At 37.6% G+C, this 23,679-nt stretch carries 23 protein-coding genes, 1 other RNA gene and 1 pseudogene; 18 read left to right on the forward strand and 7 right to left on the reverse strand.

From position 1 onward, the window contains the following. Entirely contained in the window at positions 1-627 is a 627-nt protein-coding gene (locus tag ACIQ6T_RS08185; RefSeq protein WP_395785410.1) for an L-threonylcarbamoyladenylate synthase, read from the forward strand. Here the strand turns inward: ACIQ6T_RS08185 and ACIQ6T_RS08190 are convergent, their stop codons facing one another. Further along, a complete protein-coding gene (locus ACIQ6T_RS08190; RefSeq protein WP_395785411.1) occupies positions 628-1,497 on the reverse strand; it encodes a lysophospholipid acyltransferase family protein in 870 nt (289 codons plus the stop codon). Between the two features lie 68 nt (positions 1,498-1,565). On the opposite strand from ACIQ6T_RS08190, the gene ACIQ6T_RS08195 reads away from it, so the two are divergent. The 10 genes from ACIQ6T_RS08195 (at position 1,566) to ACIQ6T_RS08240 (ending at position 11,115) form a co-directional block, all read left to right on the forward strand. Then, positions 1,566-2,177, forward strand: a complete 612-nt coding sequence (locus tag ACIQ6T_RS08195) for a WbqC family protein (RefSeq protein ID WP_395785412.1) — start codon at positions 1,566-1,568, stop codon at positions 2,175-2,177. Between the two features lie 40 nt (positions 2,178-2,217). Beyond that, positions 2,218-4,767 (forward strand): ATP-dependent Clp protease ATP-binding subunit, encoded by a 2,550-nt coding sequence (locus ACIQ6T_RS08200; RefSeq protein ID WP_395785413.1) that lies wholly within the window; start codon positions 2,218-2,220, stop codon positions 4,765-4,767. Between the two features lie 8 nt (positions 4,768-4,775). Beyond that, positions 4,776-5,522: a 3-oxoacyl-[acyl-carrier-protein] reductase gene (fabG, locus tag ACIQ6T_RS08205; protein WP_395785414.1), complete on the forward strand. Its 747-nt coding sequence runs from the start codon at positions 4,776-4,778 to the stop codon at positions 5,520-5,522. A gap of 62 nt (positions 5,523-5,584) precedes the next feature. Next, positions 5,585-6,814 carry a hypothetical protein gene (locus ACIQ6T_RS08210; RefSeq protein WP_395785415.1) on the forward strand — a complete coding sequence of 410 codons (1,230 nt, stop codon included), beginning with the start codon at positions 5,585-5,587 and terminating at the stop codon, positions 6,812-6,814. Positions 6,815-6,832: 18 nt separating this feature from the next. Next, positions 6,833-7,192: RNase P RNA component class A (gene rnpB, locus ACIQ6T_RS08215), an RNA gene on the forward strand. Positions 7,193-7,283: 91 nt separating this feature from the next. Continuing rightward, positions 7,284-8,015 (forward strand): 30S ribosomal protein S16, encoded by a 732-nt coding sequence (locus ACIQ6T_RS08220; protein ID WP_395785416.1) that lies wholly within the window; start codon positions 7,284-7,286, stop codon positions 8,013-8,015. A 64-nt stretch (positions 8,016-8,079) separates the two neighbouring features. Continuing rightward, entirely contained in the window at positions 8,080-8,622 is a 543-nt protein-coding gene (gene rimM, locus ACIQ6T_RS08225; protein ID WP_395785417.1) for a ribosome maturation factor RimM, read from the forward strand. Then, the gene (gene trmD / locus ACIQ6T_RS08230; RefSeq protein WP_395785432.1) at positions 8,612-9,289 is read left to right on the forward strand and encodes a tRNA (guanosine(37)-N1)-methyltransferase TrmD; all 678 of its coding nucleotides are present in this window, start codon (positions 8,612-8,614) and stop codon (positions 9,287-9,289) included. Before rimM ends, trmD begins: the two co-directional genes overlap by 11 nt. Position 9,290: 1 nt before the next feature. Then, on the forward strand, positions 9,291-10,202 hold the full coding sequence (locus ACIQ6T_RS08235) for an EamA family transporter (protein ID WP_395785418.1): 912 nt from the start codon (positions 9,291-9,293) through the stop codon (positions 10,200-10,202). A gap of 4 nt (positions 10,203-10,206) precedes the next feature. Further along, on the forward strand, positions 10,207-11,115 hold the full coding sequence (locus ACIQ6T_RS08240) for an alpha/beta hydrolase (protein WP_395785419.1): 909 nt from the start codon (positions 10,207-10,209) through the stop codon (positions 11,113-11,115). Here ACIQ6T_RS08240 and ACIQ6T_RS08245 read toward each other — a convergent pair. Continuing rightward, a complete protein-coding gene (locus tag ACIQ6T_RS08245; protein ID WP_395785420.1) occupies positions 11,103-12,500 on the reverse strand; it encodes an APC family permease in 1,398 nt (465 codons plus the stop codon). The genes ACIQ6T_RS08240 and ACIQ6T_RS08245 overlap by 13 nt on opposite strands. 255 nt (positions 12,501-12,755) lie before the next feature. On the opposite strand from ACIQ6T_RS08245, the gene ACIQ6T_RS08250 reads away from it, so the two are divergent. The 6 genes from ACIQ6T_RS08250 (at position 12,756) to ACIQ6T_RS08275 (ending at position 18,571) form a co-directional block, all read left to right on the forward strand. Then, complete coding sequence (locus ACIQ6T_RS08250) at positions 12,756-13,331, forward strand: RNA polymerase sigma factor (protein WP_395785421.1); 576 nt, start codon at positions 12,756-12,758, stop codon at positions 13,329-13,331. Between the two features lie 534 nt (positions 13,332-13,865). Next, positions 13,866-14,903 carry a PmoA family protein gene (locus tag ACIQ6T_RS08255; protein ID WP_395785422.1) on the forward strand — a complete coding sequence of 346 codons (1,038 nt, stop codon included), beginning with the start codon at positions 13,866-13,868 and terminating at the stop codon, positions 14,901-14,903. Between the two features lie 72 nt (positions 14,904-14,975). After that, complete coding sequence (locus ACIQ6T_RS08260; protein ID WP_395785423.1) at positions 14,976-16,400, forward strand: MBL fold metallo-hydrolase RNA specificity domain-containing protein; 1,425 nt, start codon at positions 14,976-14,978, stop codon at positions 16,398-16,400. 33 nt (positions 16,401-16,433) lie between these two features. After that, on the forward strand, positions 16,434-17,390 hold the full coding sequence (locus ACIQ6T_RS08265) for an acetyl-CoA carboxylase carboxyltransferase subunit alpha (protein WP_395785424.1): 957 nt from the start codon (positions 16,434-16,436) through the stop codon (positions 17,388-17,390). Between the two features lie 4 nt (positions 17,391-17,394). Beyond that, positions 17,395-18,012: an HAD family hydrolase gene (locus ACIQ6T_RS08270; RefSeq protein WP_395785425.1), complete on the forward strand. Its 618-nt coding sequence runs from the start codon at positions 17,395-17,397 to the stop codon at positions 18,010-18,012. Further along, complete coding sequence (locus ACIQ6T_RS08275) at positions 18,002-18,571, forward strand: 1-acyl-sn-glycerol-3-phosphate acyltransferase (RefSeq protein WP_395785426.1); 570 nt, start codon at positions 18,002-18,004, stop codon at positions 18,569-18,571. Before ACIQ6T_RS08270 ends, ACIQ6T_RS08275 begins: the two co-directional genes overlap by 11 nt. On the opposite strand, the gene lpxB is transcribed toward ACIQ6T_RS08275, so the two are convergent. Both lpxB and ACIQ6T_RS08285 read right to left on the reverse strand, forming a co-directional pair. After that, positions 18,550-19,647, reverse strand: coding sequence for a lipid-A-disaccharide synthase (lpxB, locus tag ACIQ6T_RS08280; RefSeq protein WP_395785427.1), 1,098 nt, complete (start codon positions 19,645-19,647; stop codon positions 18,550-18,552). The two genes, ACIQ6T_RS08275 and lpxB, sit on opposite strands and share 22 nt — an antisense overlap. Next, complete coding sequence (locus ACIQ6T_RS08285; RefSeq protein ID WP_395785428.1) at positions 19,648-20,070, reverse strand: 6-pyruvoyl trahydropterin synthase family protein; 423 nt, start codon at positions 20,068-20,070, stop codon at positions 19,648-19,650. It abuts the gene before it with no gap. Between the two features lie 115 nt (positions 20,071-20,185). Between ACIQ6T_RS08285 and rfaD the strand changes: the two genes are divergently transcribed. Then, positions 20,186-21,151, forward strand: a complete 966-nt coding sequence (gene rfaD, locus ACIQ6T_RS08290; protein WP_395785429.1) for an ADP-glyceromanno-heptose 6-epimerase — start codon at positions 20,186-20,188, stop codon at positions 21,149-21,151. Here rfaD and ACIQ6T_RS08295 read toward each other — a convergent pair. From ACIQ6T_RS08295 to ACIQ6T_RS08305, 3 genes and pseudogenes are all read right to left on the reverse strand, one after another. Then, positions 21,129-22,103: a glycosyltransferase gene (locus ACIQ6T_RS08295; protein WP_395785430.1), complete on the reverse strand. Its 975-nt coding sequence runs from the start codon at positions 22,101-22,103 to the stop codon at positions 21,129-21,131. The genes rfaD and ACIQ6T_RS08295 overlap by 23 nt on opposite strands. A gap of 2 nt (positions 22,104-22,105) precedes the next feature. Continuing rightward, positions 22,106-23,395 (reverse strand): glutamate-1-semialdehyde 2,1-aminomutase, encoded by a 1,290-nt coding sequence (gene hemL, locus ACIQ6T_RS08300; protein WP_395785431.1) that lies wholly within the window; start codon positions 23,393-23,395, stop codon positions 22,106-22,108. After that, positions 23,395-23,679 (reverse strand): annotated as a pseudogene (locus ACIQ6T_RS08305) (membrane protein insertase YidC); the annotation flags it as partial. The gene hemL and the pseudogene ACIQ6T_RS08305, both read right to left, overlap by 1 nt.

Below are 23,679 nucleotides of genomic sequence, written 5' to 3' on the forward strand. Positions count from 1 at the left end.
ATGTCTGCAGAAATCAAACGTATTTACGACAAAAACAATTCGGCTGAATTAATTGATTCAGTTGTTCAAGTCTTGCTAAAAGGCGGGGTAATCATTTATCCGACGGATACCATGTATGCGATCGGTTGTAGTATTCAATCCCAGCAAGCGGTCAATCGTATTTGTGAGATTAGGCAGATTAAGCCAATCAAAAACAGATTTTCATTCATTTGTGCCGATTTAAGTGCGATTTCAAATTTTGCCAAAGTCAGTGATTTTGCCTTCAAAATCCTAAAGAGGTATTTGCCTGGAGCTTACACGTTTGTTTTGCCGGCAAGTTCAAAGGTTCCGTCGGTATTAGTTCAAAGTAAAAAAACGGTAGGTATTCGAATTCCTGATTATGCCCCGATATTAGAAATAGTTAAGCAATTAGGCCATCCCATTTTGACCAGTTCATTGCCTACGCTTGGGTTGGATTTAGAGGATTATACGGATCCAAGTTTGATCGCTGATCAATATGAAAATCAGGTTGATTTAATATTGGATGGTGGTATTGGGGGGATGATTCCTTCTTCAGTAATTGACCTTCACGAAGATAATTTTGATATTTTACGTGAGGGAGCGGGTGATTGTTCTGATTTCAGATGATCACCATTTGATGTTTATCTGTTCTGGTTTCGTATGCTTCCATCGCCGGTGTGACCATAAATATTGATCAGGATATGCAATAATCGACTTCTCTAATCTTCGGGCAAATTTTTCAATTATTTCCCCTTTTTCCATCTTTTCATAGTTTTCAGGGCTAGCTAGTGACTCAAAACTCATCGAATATTCTCCTCTTCCTGTGCGTATAAGTTCCACAAAAATGACTGGGTAATTATAGTCACGGGCGAAACGTTCCATGCCTGTAAAAAAGGCAGTATCCTGATTCAGAAAGGTTGTCCAATACGCTGATTCTGGCTTTTGTGGCGCTTGATCTGCAGCAAGACAAATGGCTCTTAATATGTCTTTTCGGTCGCGGGAAGCAATGATTGATTCCCGTTTTTCTAGTAGCGTCACGCCTTGAAAGCGACTGCGCACTTCCATGGTGAATTCATTGAAATCTTTATTATTTAATCGTTGGTACACCACATCATACGCATTACCCGATAAACCAAGACGATGAATGGCCCATTCCCAATTTCCCTGATGGCCTGCTACGAGAACTACGGGTTGATTGTTATTTAAGTGGGACGTGATGATTTCTTCGTTAACAAAACGCATACGTTGCATCATTTCTTGAGGACTGATGCGTACGCCGTAAAAGAATTCAACTAATTGGTCTGTTAGGTAACCGTAAAATTTATTGCGAAGAACTCGTATCTCATTGTCGGTTTTTTCAGGAAATGAATTCTTTAAATTCATCTCAATTACTTTTTTGCGGTAAGAAATCAAATAGTTAAAAATAATTCGGACGCCGCTAGCAAGTCCATAAAGAACTGAAAGAGGTAACTTACCAAGTAATCTGTAAAAAAACATAGCCTGTTTTTTAAGGGTTAATGCGTGTAAACTTGTAGTTTTGCAAATATCCGATTAATTTTTTTGGAATGCATATTGAGATTCATTATTTGCCGTCTATAGAATACATGGCCTTGATTTATGCCGCTTCAGAGGTTCAATTTGAGGTTTACGAGAATTTCCCTAAACAAACCTTTCGGAATAGAACCCGAATTTTAGGTGCAAATGGAGTAGAAACGTTGACTATTCCTATCAAACATACTTCAGGTACGAAGCAATTAAGCAAAGATGTACAGATTGATTACGGTCAAGATTGGATAAGACGTCACCAAGGTGCCATTCAGGCCGCTTATGGAAATGCGCCATTTTATGAACACTTCGATCCATTTATTCAACAGATATTTGCGAAAAAATTAAAATATTTAGTAGATTTAAATATCCATTATTTTAATTTTTTGACTAAAGTATTGGGAAAGGCTTTGCCTAATTCCATGACAGATGTTTTTATGGGCTTTGAAACTGATTCCAAGTGGAATATTATTCAGCCAAAGGAAACGTGGGAATTGCGGCCTTATTATAGATTAACGCCTTATCGACAGTGTTTTGGCCAAAGTTTCGAGCCAAATTTGTCGGTTTTGGATTTAGTAATGAATCATGGGAATGAATCCTATGATATTTTAATGCAAAGTTTGAACAAATAGCGGCTTTATCGTGTTTTCGAACAAATATAATTAGTGATTTATGGAGGCCAAATTTTCGAATAAAGTGAAAGAAGTAATCGCATTAGCTCGCGAAGAAGCATTGCGATTAGGTCATGATTATATCGGCACAGAGCATTTGATGCTTGGGATGATTCGTGATGGGGATGGTCAAGGTGTCGATTTATTGCATAAGTCTGGTGTTTCGTTAGATCAATTACGTCAGAGTATTGAACATTCGACGGCTTCTACGAGTCGGTCAACTTTCGATAAGCAAAGTATGTTGAATATTCCTTTGACTAAACAAGCGGAGAAAGTGTTGCGTTTGACCTATTTGGAGGCTAAGTATTTTAAGACCAATACTGTTGAGACAGATCATTTATTGATGGCTATTTTGCGGGATGAGGACAATGTAGCGACCCAAATATTAGAAAAATATCAAGTTTATTATGATTTGATCAAAGAAATGGTTGAGTTTCAATCCGATGGTAGCCCGAGTCATAATCCAAAAGCTAGTTCAGATACGGATGATAATGAAGATGATTCCCGTTTATATTCTGGCGGTAATCAGGGTTCAGCGGGTTCTTCCGGTAATGCTACTTCATCAGCTAAGGGTACTGAGAAAAGTAAAACACCTGTTTTAGACAATTTTGGTCGTGATTTGACGAAGATTGCTGAAAATGGCAAATTAGACCCTATCGTAGGGCGGGAGAAAGAAATTGAGCGTGTGGCTCAAATTTTATCTCGTCGTAAAAAAAATAACCCCATATTAATTGGTGAGCCGGGTGTAGGTAAAACAGCTATTGCGGAGGGACTAGCCCTTCGAATTATCCAAAAGAAAGTTTCACGTGTTTTGTTTGGTAAGCGCGTTGTCACACTTGACATAGCATCTTTAGTGGCTGGTACCAAATACCGTGGTCAATTTGAGGAGCGGATGAAGGCAGTCATGAATGAGTTAGAAAAATCGACTGATGTCATTTTATTTATTGATGAATTGCATACTATTGTAGGAGCTGGTGGAGCATCTGGTTCATTGGATGCATCAAATATGTTCAAGCCAGCTTTAGCTCGTGGTGATATTCAGGTTATTGGTGCTACGACGTTGGATGAATATCGTCAGTATATCGAAAAGGATGGAGCGTTAGCTCGTCGTTTTCAGACAGTTATGGTGGATGCGACGAGCATTGATGAGACCATCGAAATATTAAATAACATAAAGGATAAGTATGAAGAACATCACCATGTGATTTATACGCCAGAATCAATTATTTCAGCGGTTAAGTTGTCGGATCGGTATATTTCAGATCGTTTCTTGCCAGATAAGGCGATTGATGTTATGGATGAGGTGGGTGCTCGCGTTCACATTGCCAACATAAAAGTTCCAGCTGATATTGTGGCTTTGGAAGACCAAATTGATTTGGTTAAAAAAGAAAAAAATCAGGTAGTTAAATCTCAGAAATATGAGGAAGCTGCTCAATTGCGTGATCGAGAGAAAAAGTTAATTGAGCAATTGGATCACGCTAAAAACAGTTGGGAAGAGGAGTCGAAGAAGCAGAAATTTACGGTCAATGAAGAGAATATAGCTGAGGTTATAGCTCAAATGACAGGAATTCCTGTGAATCGTGTAGCTGCTAAAGAGGGTCATAAATTACTCCAAATGGAAGCTGAGTTGACCAAACATGTGATTGGTCAAAGTGATGCCGTTAAGAAATTAGTTAAGGCTATTCAACGTACCCGTGTAGGGTTGAAAGATCCCCAAAAGCCAATAGGCTCATTTATTTTCCTTGGTCCTACGGGAGTAGGTAAGACTGAAATGGCTAAGGTATTAGCAACTTATTTGTTTGATAAAGAAGATTCACTCGTTCGTATTGATATGAGTGAATACATGGAAAAATTCAGTGTTTCACGTCTGGTAGGTGCGCCTCCGGGATATGTGGGATATGAAGAAGGAGGCCAACTTACCGAGAAAATACGCCGTAAACCTTATTCGGTTATTTTGTTAGATGAAATAGAGAAGGCGCATCCGGATGTTTTCAATTTATTACTACAGGTTTTGGATGATGGTATTTTGACTGATGGCCTAGGTCGTCGCGTGGATTTTAGAAATACGATTATTATAATGACATCCAATATAGGTGCGCGTGATTTAAAAGATTTTGGATCAGGTATTGGCTTTTCTACGAAATCGCGTGTTGATAATATGGATGAAGCTGCGCGAGCAACCATTCAAAATGCGCTTAAAAAAGCTTTTGCTCCTGAATTTATCAATAGATTAGATGATATTATTATTTTCAATTCGTTAGAGCGGACTGATTTACATCAAATCATTGATCTATTATTAGTTAAATTATTTACGCGTTTAACAAATTTAGGTTTTTCAATTACCTTAACTGATGCGGCGAAAGATTTTATCGCTGATAAGGGTTATGATCCTCAATATGGAGCTAGGCCTTTAAATCGTGCTATACAAAAGTATCTTGAAGATCCTTTGGCAGAAGAAATTCTAAAAGGGGAATTACCTGCAGATGAGGTTATCGAAGCAGATTATGTCAAAGATGAAGAAGTAATACAATTGAAACGAATCAAAAAATAATGAGTAGCATGCAATTAGTGAAAGACAAAGTAGTTTTAGTTACAGGAGCATCCCGAGGAATAGGTCGTGCGATTGCACTTCAATTTGCTCAATCTGGGGCGCATGTGGCATTTACGTATTTGTCTTCCGTGGAGAAAGGCGAATCGCTTGTTAAAGAGCTGGAGTCTTTTGGAATTAAAGCCAAAGGGTATCGTTCGGATGCCTCTATGTTTGACGCAGCAGAGGAATTGGCTGATTCTGTTGTTAATGACTTTGGTCAAATTGATATTCTGATCAACAATGCAGGTATAACCCGCGATGGTTTATTAATGCGAATGAGTGAAGAGCAATGGGATGAAGTCATTCGAGTGAATTTAAAATCGGTGTTTAATCTAACGAAAGCAGTTAGTAAGTCGATGATGAAGGCAAGGGCTGGCTCCATTATCAATATGACTTCGGTGGTTGGCGTAAAAGGAAATGCAGGTCAAGCAAACTATGCGGCTTCCAAAGCCGGTATAATTGGATTTACCAAATCAGTAGCTCTTGAATTAGGATCACGCAATATTCGTTGCAATGCCATTGCCCCAGGATTTATTGAAACGGAAATGACTGAGGAATTGAATGAGGCTGCCATCGAAGAGTGGAAGAAAGCAATTCCGTTGAAGCGTGGAGGGGATGCGAAAGAGGTGGCTGATGTATGTCTATTTTTAGGTTCCGATTTATCTACCTATGTAACGGGTCAAACGATTCATGTGAATGGAGGTTTGTATACCTAGGATTAGTTGACTTATTTGTAGCCTCAATTTCTTCCTGAGATTGAGGCTTTTTTTCTGATTTTATGCGGTATTTATTCTTATTTCTTGTGCTTTTTGTTGCGGCATGCAAAACCATTCCACAGCCAAAAGGAGTAGCTGCACAGTTTGCAACTCAATTTTCTGAGCCTGCATTTTCTACGATTCGTGTCAAAACGTTTATTAGTTACGATAGTTTATTTGGACGGTTTTTGCGTGTAGGTCAACGAGTTATTTCTGCCAACGAGTCAAGCTCCTTAGGTTTTCCTTATTCGGGAACTTTGGAGCAATCGGTTCGTTATAGACTAATTGGGGCAAACCAATTGCAAGTTGTTTTTCCGATGAAATGGGATGCTAAACCACAAATAGCTGGTATTTCAGCAGGTGTACTTTCTGCCAAATCCATGGCAGCTATCAGTCTACATTTGCAAGGAAGATCTTTTGGGAACTACCAAATTGATAACGTACAATTGAATAATCAATGGACGGAAAAGCCAAGTGTTAAGGTATTGGGTTTTCCTGTTCAAGTTGGCGGTGTTGTTGATCAATTATTGATTCCTAAATATCCCGTACTAGCTTTGGAACTAAAAAGTCAACTGAATCAATGGATTCTTCCAGATCAAATGAATAGTATTTTTGGGTCGGGAATTTTGTTGCCAAAAGGGCTGAATATGAGTTCTCTTGCATTGGATTTACATGATTTACAATTCGCGCAGCATGGTTTACAAGGGGATTTAGTGATTCAAACTCGGTTACAAGTAGGGGTAAATTTGGCTGCTCGGTCGATAAAACCTATGATAAAACCCTTATCCGCTGTTGATAATTCGGTGGCATTTGGTGTATATATTACATTAGATGAAATTCGGGGTATGTTGGCAAGCCAACTGAAAACCGATATCTCTCAAGTAGCTTTAAAAATAAATCCTCAAAATCAGGAGTTTGAATGTGAGGTTGTTGATCGGAATGCTTCACGGATGCGTATTTATTTTGTACCTATTTTGATAGAGGACAATTCGATTGGAATTCAAGTTAATTCGATGGAATTAGGCTCATTGGGTTTAATGAAATCGTTATTCTCAAAAAGTATAAAACGTAAAATCACGAATGGAATACATGCTCAGCGGATGCGGACTGATCCGTTGGTTAGTCGGCTACCCACGGACTTCCAAGGTATTCAGGGAGCAAATATTCGCGTTCGTTTGGAGTCGATTCATTATTCAAAGGATACAGTTCTGGTATTGGGTAGATTGTCAGGTGATTGGACGCTACGTAAATAAGTGTACTTTTGTGACGAGAAAATAAATCATCTTATCGCTTTTTAAAAGAGGAAAGTCCGAACAACATAGAGCATCGTGCTTCCTAACGGGAAGGGAAATCTTAGGATTTTACAGCTAGTGCCACAGAAAATTACCGCCTTTCGGGGTAAGGTTGAAAAGGTGGGGTAAGAGCCCACCGCTGATTTGGTGACAAATTAGGCATAGGTAAACCTCACGCGTTGCAAGATCAAATAGGCTGACTGTCGTAAGACAAAAGGGCTGCTCGTCCGTTGTCAGTGGGTAGATTGCTAGAACGTTTTAGTGATAAAACGTCAAGATAAATGATAAGAGGGTAGGGAAACCTACTTACAGAATTCGGCTTATCGATTTATTTTCTCATTTTCTTCGTTTGTATTGTAAGCAGAAAATCGTATTTTTGCAGACATTTTTATAAACCCGAGGGACGAGATCCCTCACAAACCCATGTATAATGGCTGTTAAAATTAGATTAGCGCGTCGTGGACGCAAGAAGTTAGCAATGTTTGATGTGGTCGTTTCTGATGCGCGTGCGCCTCGTGACGGTAAGTTCGTTGAGAAACTTGGCACATACAATCCTAACACAAATCCAGCAACAATCGTATTGAATGAAAAACAATCGATTCAATGGGTAATGAATGGGGCACAACCAACGGATACGGTTCGTGCGATTCTTTCCTTAAAAGGTATTTTATATGCTAAGCACTTACAAGTAGGTGTGATTAAAGGAGCCTTAACACAAGAGCAAGCAGATGCTAAATTTGAAGCTTGGAAAGTTGAGAAAGCGAAACAAATTGAAGCAAATTCGACAAAAATTGCTCAATCTAAAGCGAAAAATAAAGCATCTCGTTTGGAGGCTGAAACTAAGGTTTCAAATGCGCGTGCTGAAACTATTGCTGCAAAAAACAAAGTTGCTGATGATGCATTAGTTGCTAGTGTTGTTGAGGCAATAAATGCAACTGATGAGGATGAAGTAGCGGTTGAAGAAGCTCCGGTAGCGGAAGTTGCAGTTGAAGAAGTTCCAGTAGCAGAAGCAGCAGTTGAAGAAGCTCCAGTAGCGGAAGTTGCAGTTGAAGAAGCTCCAGCAGCAGAAGTTGCAGTTGAAGAAGCTCCAGCAGCAGAAGCAGCAGTTGAAGAAGCTCCAGCAGCAGAAGCAGCAGCAGAAGAAGCTCCAGCAGCAGAATAATTTTTAAAATTGTAAAGAATCATACAAATTTGTTTTCAAGTTTGTATGATTTTTTTTTGTACCTATGGCAAAAACAGAATATTTTGAGTTGGGAACTATTTCAAAACCGCATGGTTTGAAAGGTACCGTACACGTATTTTTGGATGTAGACGATCCGTATGAATACGAAGAATTAGAATCTGTATTTGTCCAAATGGGTAATGAAATGGTTCCTTATTTTATCGTTGATTTACAGATTAGAGATAATTTGAATTTAATGCTTCTTGAAGGTATTGATACGGTCGACTTAGCACGCGAGTTAGTAGGCCTAAAAATATTTTTACCTATTTCAATGTTGCCTACGTTGCGTGATGATCAATTTTACTATCATGAAATAATTGATTATCAGGTAGAAGACGCTGTTTTGGGAACCTTGGGAACTGTCAAAGAAGTATATTCTACGGGTGCTCAGGACGTCGTGATTATGCTGTATAAAGGTCATGAGGTGTTAATTCCACTCACAGATGAAATAATCCCGCAAGTTGATAAAGCTGCCAAAGTGGTTCATAGTCGCTTACCTGAAGGTTTAATCGATGTATATTTGAATGAATCTTATGATGCGGATTGATATCATTTCTGTAGTTCCGAATTTAATGTCGAGCTTTTTCGAGCATTCAATTTGTAAACGTGCGGCTACTGCAGGTTTAGTAGAAATAGTCCTACATGATTTACATGACTTTTCCGAAAAGAAACATAAACAAGTAGATGATTATCCGTTTGGTGGTGGGGCAGGTATGGTCATTTCAATTGAGCCATTAACTAAATGCTTGGATACATTGATGGCTGTACGTACGTATGATGAAGTTATATTCTTTAGCCCTGATGGACTTGTTTTTAAACAAGGATTAGCTAATCAGTTGAGTCTATGTACCAATATGATATTTATTTGTGGGCATTATAAAGGGATCGACGAGCGTGTGCGTGAGAAATATGTAACAAAAGAAATATCCATAGGTGATTACGTACTTTCTGGAGGTGAACTTGCTGCTGCTGTTTGCGCAGACGCTATTATTCGTTTAATTCCAGGAGCCATCGGCGATGAAATGTCGGCACTTACTGATTCTTTTCAAGATGGCCTATTAGCTCCTCCAGTATATACACGTCCTGCTTCGTTTCAAGGCATGGATGTTCCTGAAATTTTACGTTCAGGTAATGATAAGTTGATTGAAGCGTGGCGACATGAGCAAGCTGTCCAACGCACCATGCAACGAAGACCTGATTTATTAGCGGATTAATATGCAACCCAACAATACACTAAGTCCAAAAGTGCTAATATCCTTAGGGTTATTGTATTTGATATGGGGGTCAACTTTTCTTAGCGTCCGTATTTTATTAGAGTTTTTGCCTCCCATGGTGATTACTTTTTCACGTAATCTGACAGCAGGTGTTTTATTGTTAGCTTGGTCTTTATCGGGTGGTCATTGGAAGAAAATGACTAATCAGCATTGGAAAGTACATTTACAAGCTGGATTTTTGCTAATTACTCTAGGAAATGGATTTATGGCTTTAGCGGGATCGATTGTTCCTTCTGGTTTTTCGTCTGTTTTCATGGCATTGGGTCCTATGTTATTGGTCGTTTTTTTCTGGATTTCGGGTCGAAAACCCAATGCGCGTAAAATCTTAGGAACCGTTGGCGGATTAGTAGGTATTTTACTCCTCATGTCCCAAAAGTCACTGGCCATAGCTGGAAAAGAATCTGAATTCTTTATGGGTATTGGCTTTTTATCGGTGGCTGTATTAGGATGGAATTACGGTGTTTTTCGTATTCAGTTTACGCAGTCAAATGTGTATCATTTTACCCAAGTTTGTGCGATTCAAATGATTTCTGGCGGCTTGATAGTATTGGTAGCCAGTACATTACATGGAGATTTAAGCACGTTTTCCGTTACTGAGTTGCCCATCAAGGCATTCGGTGTTTTCTTTTATTTAGCTTTAATTGGTTCGATGTTGGGTTTTTCTTTATTCGGATTTTTATCAAAAGCTTGTGATGCGACATTAGTGGCGACATATACCTACGTTAACCCATTAATAGCCTTGATTTTGGGATACATTATTTTGCAGGAACCACTACATCCGATTTTAATATTTGCCAGTTTTTGTATACTATTGGCAGTTGTTTTGATAACTACAGATAAATCTAAACCATAATTCGATGAAATACGTATTTTTAACTCTTTTCACCATGTCAGTTTCATTTAGCGTTAATGCACAAGGTGATACACGTTTGTATGCCGATAAAATCCCCAACTATAAGGAAGCTCCTAATTTAGTTTCTAGTGCAACAACGGATGGTATCATGCGTGTATCTAATGTTTCAATACCAACTTATACCTTGTTTTTAGCTCCAAATTCGAGTAATACCCCTACACCATTTGTTGTTATATGTCCAGGAGGGGGATATCGTATATTAGCGTCTACGCATGAGGGAACAGATATTGCAAAGAAGTTTAATGAGATTGGAGTTTCTGCGTTGGTTTTATACTATCGAATGCCAAATGATTTGAATCAAGTTAATAAGGAGTTTGCACCGTTGCAAGATGCCCAACAAGCGATTCGCTTAGTTCGCCAACAAGCCCAAAAGTGGAAAGTAGATCCTACTAAGGTAGGTATAATGGGTTTCTCAGCTGGTGGGCATTTGGCATCTACAGCTGCGACACATTTTGACAAAGATTATGTGGGCCTAAATGATGGAATAAATTTGCGTCCTGATTTTCAAATTCTTTTATATCCTGTTGTGACATTTAGAGATTATGCACATGCTGGATCTCGTCAAAATTTGGTTGGAAATAATCCTTCAGAAGACCAATTACACCTGTTTTCAAACGAGGAGCAGGTTAATGCAAAAACACCTCCAGCATTTATTGTACATGCGGCGGATGACAAAGCGGTTCCTGTTCGGAATTCGTTAGCTTATATTGAAAAGTTAAATTCTTTTGGTGTAGCAGCGGATTACATTCAATATGCCAAAGGTGGTCATGGTTTTGGATTGATTAACAAAACGACTCCTAATCGCTGGTTCGATGATTTAGCTAATTGGTTTTCAGCTAATCAATTACGTTGATTTTTGCGCATAAAATAATAAAAAGGAATACCAGCCAATACGATTAATAGTCCGATGGTAGATGGTATCGTTTTCATGTATAAAAGATTTCCTGCGATTAGAACTAAGATAATTAAATAGGTACTTAGTAAAATTTTATCACGTAATACTAGTGGTTCTCCCATGATTTTGGTATTAAATACAGCCAAGACCGTTAGAAAGTAAAATAGTAGAATGGCGAAAACGGTGAAGTCTAATAAACTACCATACGAACCTGAAAAGCATAATAGAATCGCCCATATTCCTTGTATCCATAAGGAATATGCCGGTGCACCATTCGTATTTGTTTTAGCTGCTTGAGCAAAAAATAGTTTATCATGCGCCATCGCTTCGAATAAACGCCCTCCTGCGAGTATGATTCCATTGTTGCATCCGAATGTGGATATCATGATTAATATGGCCATGATTAATGCGCCAATATCCCCAAGAACCGTTTGCAAAGCCGCGGATCCTAATCTATCTTGACTTGCAAACATAATTCCGCGGGCATAGGTAGTTGTTCCAGAAGGGTCGCCAGACAATGGCATGATTCCTAGGTAGGCTAAATTTGTCAACATATATAAAAGACAAACTAAGGCAGAGCCGTATACAAGTCCTTTAGCGATTGTTTTTTGTGGTTGTTCAAAGTCTTGACTTGCAAAGGTGACATTATTCCATGCAGACGACGAAAATAATGGTCCAATCATGGCCGCTCCAAATAGTGTAATCAGAGCCGGTGTGGATACATTTTCAAATGATTTAGTCGTTTCATTATATGTTTTTCCCGCTTCAAAAAAGTTAGTGAAATGAATCCAGTCATTAGAAATTCCTACATAAAGTCCGATAATAATGATGGCAATAATGGCGCCAATTTTAGTTATCGTAAATATATTTTGAATAATGGAGGCAAATGAAATTCCTTTTAGATTAGCCGCCGTTAATGTAGCGATTAATAAGGCAGCTAAAATTTGTTGGCTTGTTATGTAGTCACCTACCATAGGATTATCCGTAATTACTTCGGGGAAGATAAAACCGGCATATTTTGCAAACGCAACTGCGACAGCTGCAATTGTTCCAGTCTGGATGACTAAAAAAGTAGTCCAGCCAAATAGAAAACCAGTTAGTGGATTGTAAGCTTCTTTCAGATAAATGTACTGCCCCCCTGTTGCAGGAAACTTAGAAGATAGTTTTCCATAGGCATAGGCTCCTGTAATGGTTAAAAAACTAGTTAATACCCATGTACCAATCCACCAAATAGGTGAGCTTAGCTGACGTCCCACTTCTGAACTCACTAAAAATATACCGGAACCAATCATTGAACCCATCACTAAAAGTGAGGCATCCATTACATTTAATTTACTTTTCATTGACCTTTGTTTCAAAAACTTTATTTAATACAATAAGCAGAACTTATTACATTTTTCAAAGTTGCATTTATTTTAAGCAATAAGTAACATGAATTTTTAGAATTTCAAAAATGTAAACGTTTCCGTAAACGTTTACGGAAATAAATTAAATAAATTCCTTGAATTTAAATAGTTAGGTTACCTATATTAGAAAGCAAAGTTGTACGCAACACTTTGGTTTTATGTTGTTTTAATTGAATAATACAAATTAGTACTATGTTAAATAAGAAGGCAGTTATTGATGAGGTTCAAGTTTGGGATCAGTTTCGTTTAGGGGACCAACAAGCATTTACTACGTTGTACCAACATTTTGTTCAGCCTTTGTATGCCTATTCATTGGGCGTAACGAATGACAAAGAGTTGATTAAAGATTGTTTGCACGATTTGTTTGTGGAGTTATGGAAGAACCATGCGACGTTGGGGCCTACAACCAGTGTAAAATTCTACTTAATGGCATCTATCAAGCGTAAGATTATCCGGAATATGGAAACGAGTATGAAGCATTTTAACCATCATGTTAATTACATGAAAGATTTTGTTGAAGAAGAAATGTCACAAGAAAGTTTGTTGATCAAATATGAGGAGGAACTTGTGTCAAATAAACAATTAACTAAGTGTATGAATTTGTTGAGCAAGCGTCAGCGCGAAGCTATTTCACTTCGTTTCTTTCATAATATGGATACGGATCAAATTTCCAATTCCATGTGTATTAACCCTCAATCTGTATATAATTTGATTTTCGGAGCATTACGTGTTATGAAAGATGGAATGCAGATGAAAGCTTTAGCCTAGCATTAATTGCATGATTTTTATAACTTTTTAAGTAAATAATTTGTTTGTACTTCTTTACAGGATAATTATCTACTAATTATTTTGTTTATGTCTACGTTAAAACATGAAAAGTTATTGATTCGGGCAAAGTTAAACAACAGATTTTTAGTTAATTATTTGACTAAATTTTATAGAAGTAACCCTAAAAAATTGACCCATGATGAATGCGAAGCGTTATGGACTCAAATCAACTTTACTTTGCAAACCCTAAACTAAATTTTTTAATACCATGAGAAAACAATTACTTTCAAAGGTTCTTTTTAGCATGTTGGGGCAACCTAATTGAGCGTGTTAAAGCACACAATCCACAAGCGGCTCCGTTTATTAAGGCTCATCATATTTTGAGACCTATTCCTCAATTACAGATTGATAGAGCTGAAGGTACTTCATCTGGTTTCCCTCAGAACCCAGGGTACTAGTTTCTAGTTGATTTCCTTATTTTTGTATTAATTCCGGAGAATATTTCTCTGGAATTTTACTTTAAGACTTATTCTTATGAAAAAATTATTCCTTTTATTATGTTTTACTTCGTTTGGAGTAGTAGCACAAAATGAGACTGTTTCTTTTACAAAGCAGTCAGATAAAGTAGATGTGGTCATTGGTGGCAAGTATTTTACATCGTATTTTTTCCCTGGCGAGGCCAAACTTAAGAAAGCTGTATTGTTTCCCATACTGACAGCTTCAGGAAGTACTATTACGCGTGGTTATCCAATGGCTCCACGAGCAGGAGAGCGGGTAGATCATCCACACCATGTTGGAATGTGGTTGAATTACGAAGATGTGAATGGTTTTGATTATTGGAATAATTCCAATAACATAGTCTCTTCGCTTAAATCCCATAAGATGGGTACGATAAAGCATGAGAAAATTGTATCTACCAAAGCGGGAAAAGTGGGCAAATTAGAGGTTACGGCTTCCTGGGTAGATGATGATGGAAAAGGGAAGAAAGTTTTAGATGAGTCAACTACGTATATTTTTTCAGGTTCAAAAGATCTTCGGATTATTGATCGGATTACTACATTAATTGCTGTTAGTGATGTGGTTACTTTTAAAGATGTGAAAGATGGTATGTTTGCGATACGTGTGGCGCGCCAACTAGAAATTCCTTCAAATAAGCCAGATGTTTTCACCGATACGCACGGTATTGAAACTAAAGTTCCAGTGATGGATAATACGGGTGTGAATGGAAACTATGTAAGTAGTGAAGGTATTCAAGGAGAGGCAGTGTGGAGTACACGTGCAAAATGGATGAATTTGACAGGAGAATTAGATAAGCATACGGTAAATGTGGCCATTTTAGATCATCCAGCTAACGTGAGTTATCCTTCTTATTGGCATGCACGTGGATATGGATTATTTGCTGTTAATCCGTTAGGAGTAAAAGTATTCTCAAATGGGAAGTCAGAATTAAATTATACGTTAAAGAAAGGAGAGAAGCTTACTTTTCGCTACCGAACGATCATTGCGGATCGCGGTTTAGGAAAAGATGAATTAGATCAAGCACAAGCTAAATTTGCCCAGGAGGTAAAATAATTCGTATTTAAGGAAATATAATGTATTTTTGCAGTGCATTGGGGCCTTTTATGGCCCTATTTTCTTTACTATATGAAGTTACAATTTTTAGGAGCTGCCAAACAAGTGACTGGTTCTATGTCCTTGCTTGAGTTAGCTGATGGGTATAAAATATTAATAGATTGCGGGACTGATATGGAGCGTGAGATTGATTATGAATCCCCTCTTGAACAAAAGTCTTTTTTTCCTTTTGATGCGTCTTTGATTAATTTGGTCGTACTAACCCACGCACACATTGATCATTCGGGTAATATTCCAATGCTTTATCGGGAAGGCTATGAAGGTCAAGTTTTGTGTACCCCACCTACAGCCGAGTTAGCCGAATTATTGTTATTGGATTCTGCCAATTTGCATTTACGTCGATTGCGTTCCGCGCAAGGAGAAAGTCGTAAAAAGAATAAGCAAATGGATCGATTGTTACGCAGGGGAGATCTTTATTTGCAAAAGGACGTCGAGGATTCGATGGATAATTTTGTAACACTTCAGTTTAATCGAAAGTTTGTCGTTAAACCTGGGTTGGAAATTACGTTTATTCCTGCTGGTCATTTGCTAGGTGCTGCCCATGTTTATTTTTCAATTACGGAGGATGGAGAAACAAAAACACTAGGTTTTAGTGGTGATATAGGTCGTTTCGATTACCCATTACATATTGATCCTCATCCATTACCTGCCTGTGATTTCTTAGTTTGCGAAAGTACGTATGGAAATCGAGTTCATGAGGATAAAACCTCCCCGATGGACGCTTTGGCAAAAATTATTAAGGAAACTTGTATCGAAAAACCAGGTCGGTTAATTATTCCTGCCTTCTCCGTTGGGCGTACACAAGCGGTTTTGTATACATTAAATCGCTTAATTGAAGAACAAAATTTTCCAGCGATCCGAGTATTTACAGATAGTCCAATGGGACGTAGTTCAACGCGGATTTACCGAAAAAACATATCCTATTTAAATCCTGAGGCACGCGCTTTTCACAAAGAATATGATGATATATTCGATGTGGAAAATTTGGTTTTTTTACAAACAGAAAAAGAGACCAAGGCGATAAAGAATTACCATGAACCATGTATCATCATTTCTTCATCTGGTATGATTTCTGGTGGACGCGTAGAGCAACATATTGCAGATAACATTGGTAATTCATATTGTACAATTTTGTTGATTGGGTATTCTGCAGAAGGAACACTTGGAAAGCAGTTGCTTGAGGGTACAGATATGATTCGTGTTAAAGACCGTGAATTTCGCGTTAATGCCCAAATTAGAAAAATAGATGTTTTCTCCGGCCATGCAGATCAAACTGGTTTGCTTAGATTTATTAAGGAACAAAATCCTACTTCACTTAAGAAGATTTTTTTATCGCACGGAGAAGAGGAGAGTATGTTGGAATTTAAAGATAAGATTGACGAACTTGGATTTAAGGAAGTTATTTTACCTTCCAAGCATGATACTTTCGACCTTTAATTTTTACTTTTGTATTGAATTTAAAATGCTCTTATGCGAACTTTATTAGAATTTGAAAAGCCAATTGCGGAATTAGAAGATAAGTTGATCGAAATGCGCAAATTAGCTCTTGAGAATAATGTAGATGTAACTAGTGCCGTAGCATCTTTAACTGATAAAATTTTAGAATTGAAGAAGGAAACCTTCGCAAATTTGACTCGTTGGCAACGTGTCCAGCTCTCACGTCATCCCGATCGTCCTTATACTTTTGATTACATTGAAAAGATGTGTTCGGAGTTTATTGAAATTCATGGGGATCGATCTGTGGCTGATGATAAAGCCATGGTGGGAGGTTTTGGGAATATTGATGATGATTTTTCGGTGATGTTTATAGGCCAACAAAAAGGTCGGAATACAAAGCAACGACAATACCGTAATTTCGGTATGCCAAATCCAGAAGGCTATCGTAAGGCACTTCGTTTAATGAAGATGGCAGAGAAATTCAATAAGCCAATTATATGTTTCATTGATACGCCAGGTGCTTTTCCTGGATTGGAGGCTGAAGAGCGTGGTCAAGGTGAGGCAATTGCACGTAATATTCGTGATATGTTTATGTTGAAGGTTCCTGTTATTTGTATCATAATAGGTGAAGGTGCTTCTGGTGGTGCTTTGGGTATTGCCGTGGGTGATCGTGTGTTAATGATGGAAAATACGTGGTATTCCGTTATTTCCCCTGAATCCTGCTCTTCTATTTTATGGAGAAGTTGGAATTACAAAGAGCAAGCTGCAGAAGCATTAAAATTGACCGCAGAAGATATGTTAGGGAATGGTCTAATTGATGGTATCATTCCAGAACCTCTCGGAGGTGCTCATTTAGATTTGGCTTCTGCTGTGACTATTGTAAAAGATGTCATTATAAAAGAATTAGCGATTTTGAATAAAATGGATCCACAAGAACGCATCATGTCTCGAATAGAAAAATTCGGGAAGATGGGTGTCGTAGTTGAATAAGCTGATGGATTCCAACATAGCTGTTGTTTTTGATTTAGGTAATGTATTATTACCAATAAATTTAGAATTAACTTATTCTGCCTTTGCTAGGTTCACGGAGTATTTTTCTGCTCAAGAGGTACAATACATTACGGAAACGGAAGGTTTATGGGTTCCATATGAATCTGGCTTAGAAACGTGTAGTGAATTTAGAGATCGTTTACGTGCTCGTTTTCAGTTAGAATGTACTGATAGTGAATTCGATTTCGCCTTTTCTGCTCTTTTACTTGAATTTCCTGTCGATGTTGTTTCTCTTTTGCAAGAAGTGAAATCTAATTTTCCTGTGTATTTGCTGAGTAATACGAGTCGTATTCATTCACATTTGTTTTTGCAGAACGATTCTTTGTTTTCATTATTCGATTTTGTTCATTTATCCTATGAAATGGGTGTTTCAAAGCCAGATAAAGCAATATACCAACAAGTCATTGTTTCAAACCAATTGCAAAATAAGCGTATTGTGTTTTTCGATGATAATAAATTTAATGTGCAGTCGGCACGGGAATTTGGGTGGGATGCAATCTTAATAGATCCAACCAATTCTTTTTCACAAGTCAGAAATTATTTACAACAGTATGTTAATTAAATCCCCTCTATTTGATTTTTTGTTTCAGGCTACCGGTTGGAAGGTAGTGGGAAATGTACCTAGACATCTCGCAAAAAGTTTGACAATTGTTTGTCCGCATGCAACTTGGAAAGACTTTACTGTAGGTCTAGGGGCACGTTCTATGATGAATATGCCCATTTATTTTTGGGGTAAAAAAGAATTATTTGATGGTTTTAAGGGAAGTATTTTTCGTTGGCTTGGAGGTTATCCCGTAGACCGTTCGCGAAATAATAATCTTGTTGGCTCCATAGTAGACATTTATAATTCCAAAGACACATTTCATGCTGTTTTAGCTCCAGAGGGTACACGTAAAAATGTAGAATCTTTAAAAACTGGATTTTACTATATTGCAGTTCAAGCAAATGTGCCAATCGTAATGATTGGCTTTGATTATGTAAATAAGGAAATTCGAATTCGTGAGCCATTTATGCCAACGGGCGATTTTGAAAAGGATAAGCTTGTCATCGCTGAGTATTATCAAACAATTCCTGGTGTTCAAAAATCATGGATTTTGAATTATTTAGCTGATCGTGCATAATGCACAATCAGTTCGGCTGTTTTTTTAGAAGCGCCTTCGGTGCCAATAATATCCTGTAAATCCTCGTAGTCCCGCATTTGTTTTAATCTAGTTGGATCATTATCCACAAGTAGTTGTGTGAGATGTTCGGATATATGCTCACTAGAAAATGCAGTTTGAATCAGTTCAGGTACTGCTTTTCGGTTTAAAATAATATTAATTAGAGAGATATATTTAACCTTTACTAGTAGTTTAGCTAAAGAATAAAATAACCAATCTGTCTTGTATACGACTATTTGAGGTATTTTGAGAAGGGCTGTTTCCAATGTGGCGGTTCCAGATGTGACCACAGCTGCTTTTGCTTTTGATAAGGTTCGATACGTGTCGTCGAGGATATAGGTTAACCCTGATTGTTTGATTAATTCACTCCACTCACTTACGCCGGCAATGATGAAATTGGTTTGTGGGTTATCTGCTACTAACTTTTTAAATACGGGAATAGCAGTTTTTATTTCTTGTTTTCTGCTTCCTGGAAGTAAGGCAACAAATGGTAATGGATGATTCCAGTCGGTGGGTGAATTTTGTGATTTAAACTGGACTACTGAATCTTGGAGGGGATTTCCAACATAATGCGTAGAGATACCTCTTTCTTGGAACATTATTTCTTCAAATGGGAATATAACGTATAATTGATCAACCCACTTTTTAATATCTTCGATACGTCCTTTATTCCAAGCCCAAACTTTTGGAGCAATGTAAAATTGGGTATGAAATCCTTTAATTTTGGCAATTCGTGCAGCTTTTAGATTGAATCCACCATAATCAATAAAGATAACCGTGTCAGGTTTAAACGCTGAAATTTGATTTCCGAATTTAGAAAAAAGGCCTTTTAGTTTATTCAAATTTTGAATGACTCCTAATAAGCCCATAATGGCCAATTCGGTATGATGAATAAGAATTTCAGCTCCTTGATTCTTCATGTAATCGCCGCCCCAACCTTTTATGATAGCATTTGGGTCAATAAGTTTAATTTCGCGGATTAAATTTGATCCGTGTAAATCTCCTGATTTTTCTCCTGCTAAAATAAAGTATTTCATTTAGGCTTCACCGTAATATTCAACGGAATTTTTATTTGTTTCGATCAGGTGTAATTTATGTAATTGAGCTGATTCGGACACAGACGTAATTGCAGGTGCTAATATTTTCCAAAATTCCATAATGAGTATTTCGCAACTAGCTAGTTTGCCGTGCATAAAATCCACATCTAAATTTAGATTTTTGTGGTCGACCTTATCTATTATTTTTTCTTTTATAATGTCTCCTAATTGTTTTAAATCAAATGCGAAACCAGTATCTACATTTGGCTTCCCTTTGACCGTAACAATTAATTCAAAGTTATGCCCATGCCAATTGTTATTCGCACATAGTCCAAAAACTTCTTGATTTTTTTCTTCGCTCCAAGCTGGATTAAATAGGCGATGAGCGGCGTTGAAATGTTCCTTTCGGATAACGTATACCATTGTTTTCAGTTTGTGTGACGGATGTCTGGGAAAACAATAGCAGACAATCCAAATATTTCACAAAGGTACAAAAGCTATTTAGAATATATGTAAATTTGTTTTTTAATACGTTTCTATGATCATTGTAACTGGTGCAGCTGGATTTATTGGTAGTTGTTTAATCGCTCGATTAAACGAATTGAATTTTAACTACATTATCGCTGTTGACGATTTTTCATATCCTGAAAAGAATAAGAATTTAGAAGGGAAGCAAATTAAAGAACGTGTGGAACGAACTCAGCTGTCTAGTTGGCTTGATGCCAACTACCGTGAAGTTGAATTTTTCTTCCACATTGGCGCACGTACAGATACTACTGAATTTGATAAGTCTATTTTTGATGAATTAAATGTCAACTATTCTAAAATGGTTTGGCAGATGTGTATTGATTATCAAATACCTTTGGTTTATGCTTCTTCTGCGGCGACATATGGATTAGGTGAGTGTGGTTATGATGATAATGAAGCCGAACTTGCTAAGTTAAAACCTTTGAATCCTTATGGCGATTCAAAAAATGACTTCGATATTTGGGCGTTACAGCAAGAGGAAAAGCCATTTTTTTGGGCTGGATTGAAGTTTTTCAATGTGTATGGTCCGAATGAATATCATAAAGGACGTATGGCTTCCGTTATTTGGCATGCTTTTAATCAAATTACTTCAAATGGTAGTCTTCGTTTGTTTAAATCACATAAAATTGATTATGCTGATGGAGAACAAATGAGAGATTTTATTTACGTGAAAGATTTAATTGATGTTTGTGTCTTTTTAATGGAGCACCGTAAAAACTCAGGAATATATAATTTAGGCACCGGTATTGCTCGCTCATTTAATGCCTTAGGTACATCCACATTTGTGGCAATGAATAAGCCGGTACAAATTAATTACATAGATACTCCTGTGGACATTCGAGATACGTATCAGTATTTTACGGAGGCTAATATGTCTAAATTACGCTCTATTGGATATGATGAAGCGTTTTATACCTTAGAAGAAGGAGTAAAAGATTATGTGCAGAATTACCTTATGGCTGGGAAGTATTGGTAATTTTTTTGATACCTTCTTCGATAAAACCTTGACCGTAAGCTAGCAATTGTATGTTGGCCGCAATCAATCCTAATAGACTCACCTGTAGACTCTTTGTTTGTTTTAAAGCATCGAAAAAGATGGCTGTCCAATAAACTAATAATCCTAAAAAGAGAAAATTCCCAATTGGAGGTATTAGTATATTTAGTATAACAGTATTCCAAAAATAAATAAAGTAACAAGCAGGGAAGAAGTGAACCCATTTAAGTTCATTTGGAAAAAATCGACTGATGTTAATCCTGGCTCTTCCAAAAAAATGTATCTGTTTGTAGAATTGTGCGAAACTAGTTCTTCTTTTATGATAGATAAATGCTTCTGGTAGTAAGCCTGATTTGAATCCTAATGATATACAACGAATACTGAATTCAATGTCTTCACCCATGCGTGTAATGGCAAAACCTTTTGTCGCCTCCCAAACCTTTCTCGAGATACCCATATTAAAGCTTCGTGGATGGAATTGACCGCCTATGTTTTTTGCTTTACCACGAATTCCACCTGTGGTGAATAAACTGGTCATGGCAAAGCTGATTGCTTTTTGCGTAGCTGTGAAGCTTACATGGTCTTTATCAGGTCCACCAAAGAGATCTAATTGCTGATTTTCTAGACCTTTTTTTACTTCTTCTAAATAGGTTGGCTCAATTAATGCATCTGAATCCAGTATGATGAAAAAATCCCCTTTAGCACGTTCAAAAGCGTAATTACGTGCAAAACCTTGGCCTCCATTTTCTTTGAAGAAATAGTTGATTTGTAAAGATTTGGCATACTTTTTAACGATGAGGTCAGCTTTATCAACACTTCCATCTTCAATGATTAACACTTCAAAATTTATGTAGGATTGTTGGGCTACACTAGCCAATAATTCATCAAGTTCCTGTGGACGGTTGTATACGGGTATGATGATGCTGAATAACATGGTTAAGCGAACATCTGTTGGAGTGTTTCTTCGCTAGCTTGAAGAATTTTAGCCAGTTCTTCTTCCTGAATTGCATCTGAAATAAACCAAGATTCGTATTGGGAGGGAGGTAAGTAAATACCTCGTTCAAGCATGCCATGGAAGTATTTTCCATATAGTGCGGTGTCGGAAGTTTTGGCATCCGAAAAATTATTTACCGCTTGATCTGTGAAAAACAAAGTAAACATGGAGCCGATTTGATTGATTGTATAGGATAACCCCAACGAATCTAATTGTGATCGTATTCCTTCTTTTAATTTATTCCCTTTAGCGGCTAACCTATCGTATACGTCTAAGTTATTCGTTATGTGATTTAACATCGCCAAACCTGCAGTGGTTGCAAGTGGATTTCCGCTCAAGGTTCCTGCCTGATAAACCGGACCTGACGGTGCAATCATATTCATTATTTCTGAACGTCCACCATAAGCACCTACGGGTAATCCGCCACCTATGATTTTACCAAACGTAGTTATATCTGGTGAAACGTTGCATATTCCTTGGTATCCACTTGGGGATAGGCGGAAACCTGTCATCACTTCATCGAATATTAATAAAGCTCCGTATTGATCACATAGCTTACGAACGCCAGCTAAATAACCTTCTTGTGGAATAACTAATCCCATATTCCCCACCACTGGCTCAATAATTACCGCTGCGACTTGGTTTAGATTTGCTTCGAATAAATTCTGTAAAGAATCTAAGTCATTATAAACAGCTGTCAATGTATCTTTGGCTGTTGACGCTGTTACACCAGGACTATCTGGTGTTCCAAGTGTAGCTACGCCACTACCTGCAGCAATTAAAAATGAATCCCCATGACCATGATAGCACCCTTCAAACTTGATGATTTTATCGCGTTTTGTATATGCGCGTGCCAATCGAATGGCTGCCATAGTGGCTTCGGTTCCAGAACTTACTAACCGTACCATTTCAATGGATGGTACCATGGAACAAATTTTTTCAGCGATTAGTACTTCTTTGTAGGTAGGTGCACCGAATGAAAATCCATCCGAAAGAGCTTCTCTAACTGCATTTTCAATAACTGGATGTGCTTGGCCAAATAGCATTGGACCCCATGAACCGATTAAATCAATATATGAATTGCCATCTACGTCGTGTAAATAGGCCCCTCTTGCCGATTGCATAAAAATGGGTGTACCACCAACTGATTTAAATGCACGTACAGGTGAATTAACCCCACCTGGAATTAAATTTTTTGCCTTTTCAAAGTAGCTTGAACTTAATTTACCCATTATTTTTTCTTAGGTTTCTTTTGTGTGGCTGTTGCTTTTTGTTGTTCTTCCATCGTCTTCAATTGCGTTTGAAGGTATTGAGAAAACCGAGATTTTTTTGCTCCACCACCTGCCGCAATTTTTACACGATTAGCATCTAATAATTCTTTGATCTTATCTTCATTAACAAAATAACGAATGGCTAGTTGCTGGCCTATCGTCACTAAATTAGATACAAAATAATAGAAACTTAATCCTGCTGAGAATGAATTCATGACAAACATAAAGATGACAGGCGTTATGTA

The sequence above is a fragment of the Aquirufa sp. genome (assembly GCF_044377215.1).
Taxonomy (GTDB): Bacteria; Bacteroidota; Bacteroidia; order Cytophagales; family Spirosomataceae; genus Aquirufa.

What these genes read in the sequence shown, in the direction of transcription:
- ACIQ6T_RS08250 (WP_395785421.1), top strand. Translation starts at nt 12,756, where the DNA reads ATGTTAAATAAGAAGGCAGTTATTGATGAGGTTCAAGTTTGGGATCAG.
- ACIQ6T_RS08265 (WP_395785424.1), top strand. Translation starts at nt 16,434, where the DNA reads ATGCGAACTTTATTAGAATTTGAAAAGCCAATTGCGGAATTAGAAGAT.
- ACIQ6T_RS08245 (WP_395785420.1), bottom strand. Translation starts at nt 12,500, where the DNA reads ATGAAAAGTAAATTAAATGTAATGGATGCCTCACTTTTAGTGATGGGT.
- ACIQ6T_RS08270 (WP_395785425.1), top strand. Translation starts at nt 17,395, where the DNA reads ATGGATTCCAACATAGCTGTTGTTTTTGATTTAGGTAATGTATTATTA.
- ACIQ6T_RS08260 (WP_395785423.1), top strand. Translation starts at nt 14,976, where the DNA reads ATGAAGTTACAATTTTTAGGAGCTGCCAAACAAGTGACTGGTTCTATG.
- ACIQ6T_RS08195 (WP_395785412.1), top strand. Translation starts at nt 1,566, where the DNA reads ATGCATATTGAGATTCATTATTTGCCGTCTATAGAATACATGGCCTTG.
- ACIQ6T_RS08235 (WP_395785418.1), top strand. Translation starts at nt 9,291, where the DNA reads ATGCAACCCAACAATACACTAAGTCCAAAAGTGCTAATATCCTTAGGG.
- trmD (WP_395785432.1), top strand. Translation starts at nt 8,612, where the DNA reads ATGCGGATTGATATCATTTCTGTAGTTCCGAATTTAATGTCGAGCTTT.
- ACIQ6T_RS08275 (WP_395785426.1), top strand. Translation starts at nt 18,002, where the DNA reads ATGTTAATTAAATCCCCTCTATTTGATTTTTTGTTTCAGGCTACCGGT.
- ACIQ6T_RS08220 (WP_395785416.1), top strand. Translation starts at nt 7,284, where the DNA reads ATGGCTGTTAAAATTAGATTAGCGCGTCGTGGACGCAAGAAGTTAGCA.
- hemL (WP_395785431.1), bottom strand. Translation starts at nt 23,395, where the DNA reads ATGGGTAAATTAAGTTCAAGCTACTTTGAAAAGGCAAAAAATTTAATT.
- ACIQ6T_RS08255 (WP_395785422.1), top strand. Translation starts at nt 13,866, where the DNA reads ATGAAAAAATTATTCCTTTTATTATGTTTTACTTCGTTTGGAGTAGTA.
- rimM (WP_395785417.1), top strand. Translation starts at nt 8,080, where the DNA reads ATGGCAAAAACAGAATATTTTGAGTTGGGAACTATTTCAAAACCGCAT.
- ACIQ6T_RS08190 (WP_395785411.1), bottom strand. Translation starts at nt 1,497, where the DNA reads ATGTTTTTTTACAGATTACTTGGTAAGTTACCTCTTTCAGTTCTTTAT.
- ACIQ6T_RS08295 (WP_395785430.1), bottom strand. Translation starts at nt 22,103, where the DNA reads ATGTTATTCAGCATCATCATACCCGTATACAACCGTCCACAGGAACTT.
- ACIQ6T_RS08210 (WP_395785415.1), top strand. Translation starts at nt 5,585, where the DNA reads ATGCGGTATTTATTCTTATTTCTTGTGCTTTTTGTTGCGGCATGCAAA.
- fabG (WP_395785414.1), top strand. Translation starts at nt 4,776, where the DNA reads ATGCAATTAGTGAAAGACAAAGTAGTTTTAGTTACAGGAGCATCCCGA.
- ACIQ6T_RS08240 (WP_395785419.1), top strand. Translation starts at nt 10,207, where the DNA reads ATGAAATACGTATTTTTAACTCTTTTCACCATGTCAGTTTCATTTAGC.
- ACIQ6T_RS08185 (WP_395785410.1), top strand. Translation starts at nt 1, where the DNA reads ATGTCTGCAGAAATCAAACGTATTTACGACAAAAACAATTCGGCTGAA.
- ACIQ6T_RS08200 (WP_395785413.1), top strand. Translation starts at nt 2,218, where the DNA reads ATGGAGGCCAAATTTTCGAATAAAGTGAAAGAAGTAATCGCATTAGCT.
- rfaD (WP_395785429.1), top strand. Translation starts at nt 20,186, where the DNA reads ATGATCATTGTAACTGGTGCAGCTGGATTTATTGGTAGTTGTTTAATC.
- ACIQ6T_RS08285 (WP_395785428.1), bottom strand. Translation starts at nt 20,070, where the DNA reads ATGGTATACGTTATCCGAAAGGAACATTTCAACGCCGCTCATCGCCTA.
- lpxB (WP_395785427.1), bottom strand. Translation starts at nt 19,647, where the DNA reads ATGAAATACTTTATTTTAGCAGGAGAAAAATCAGGAGATTTACACGGA.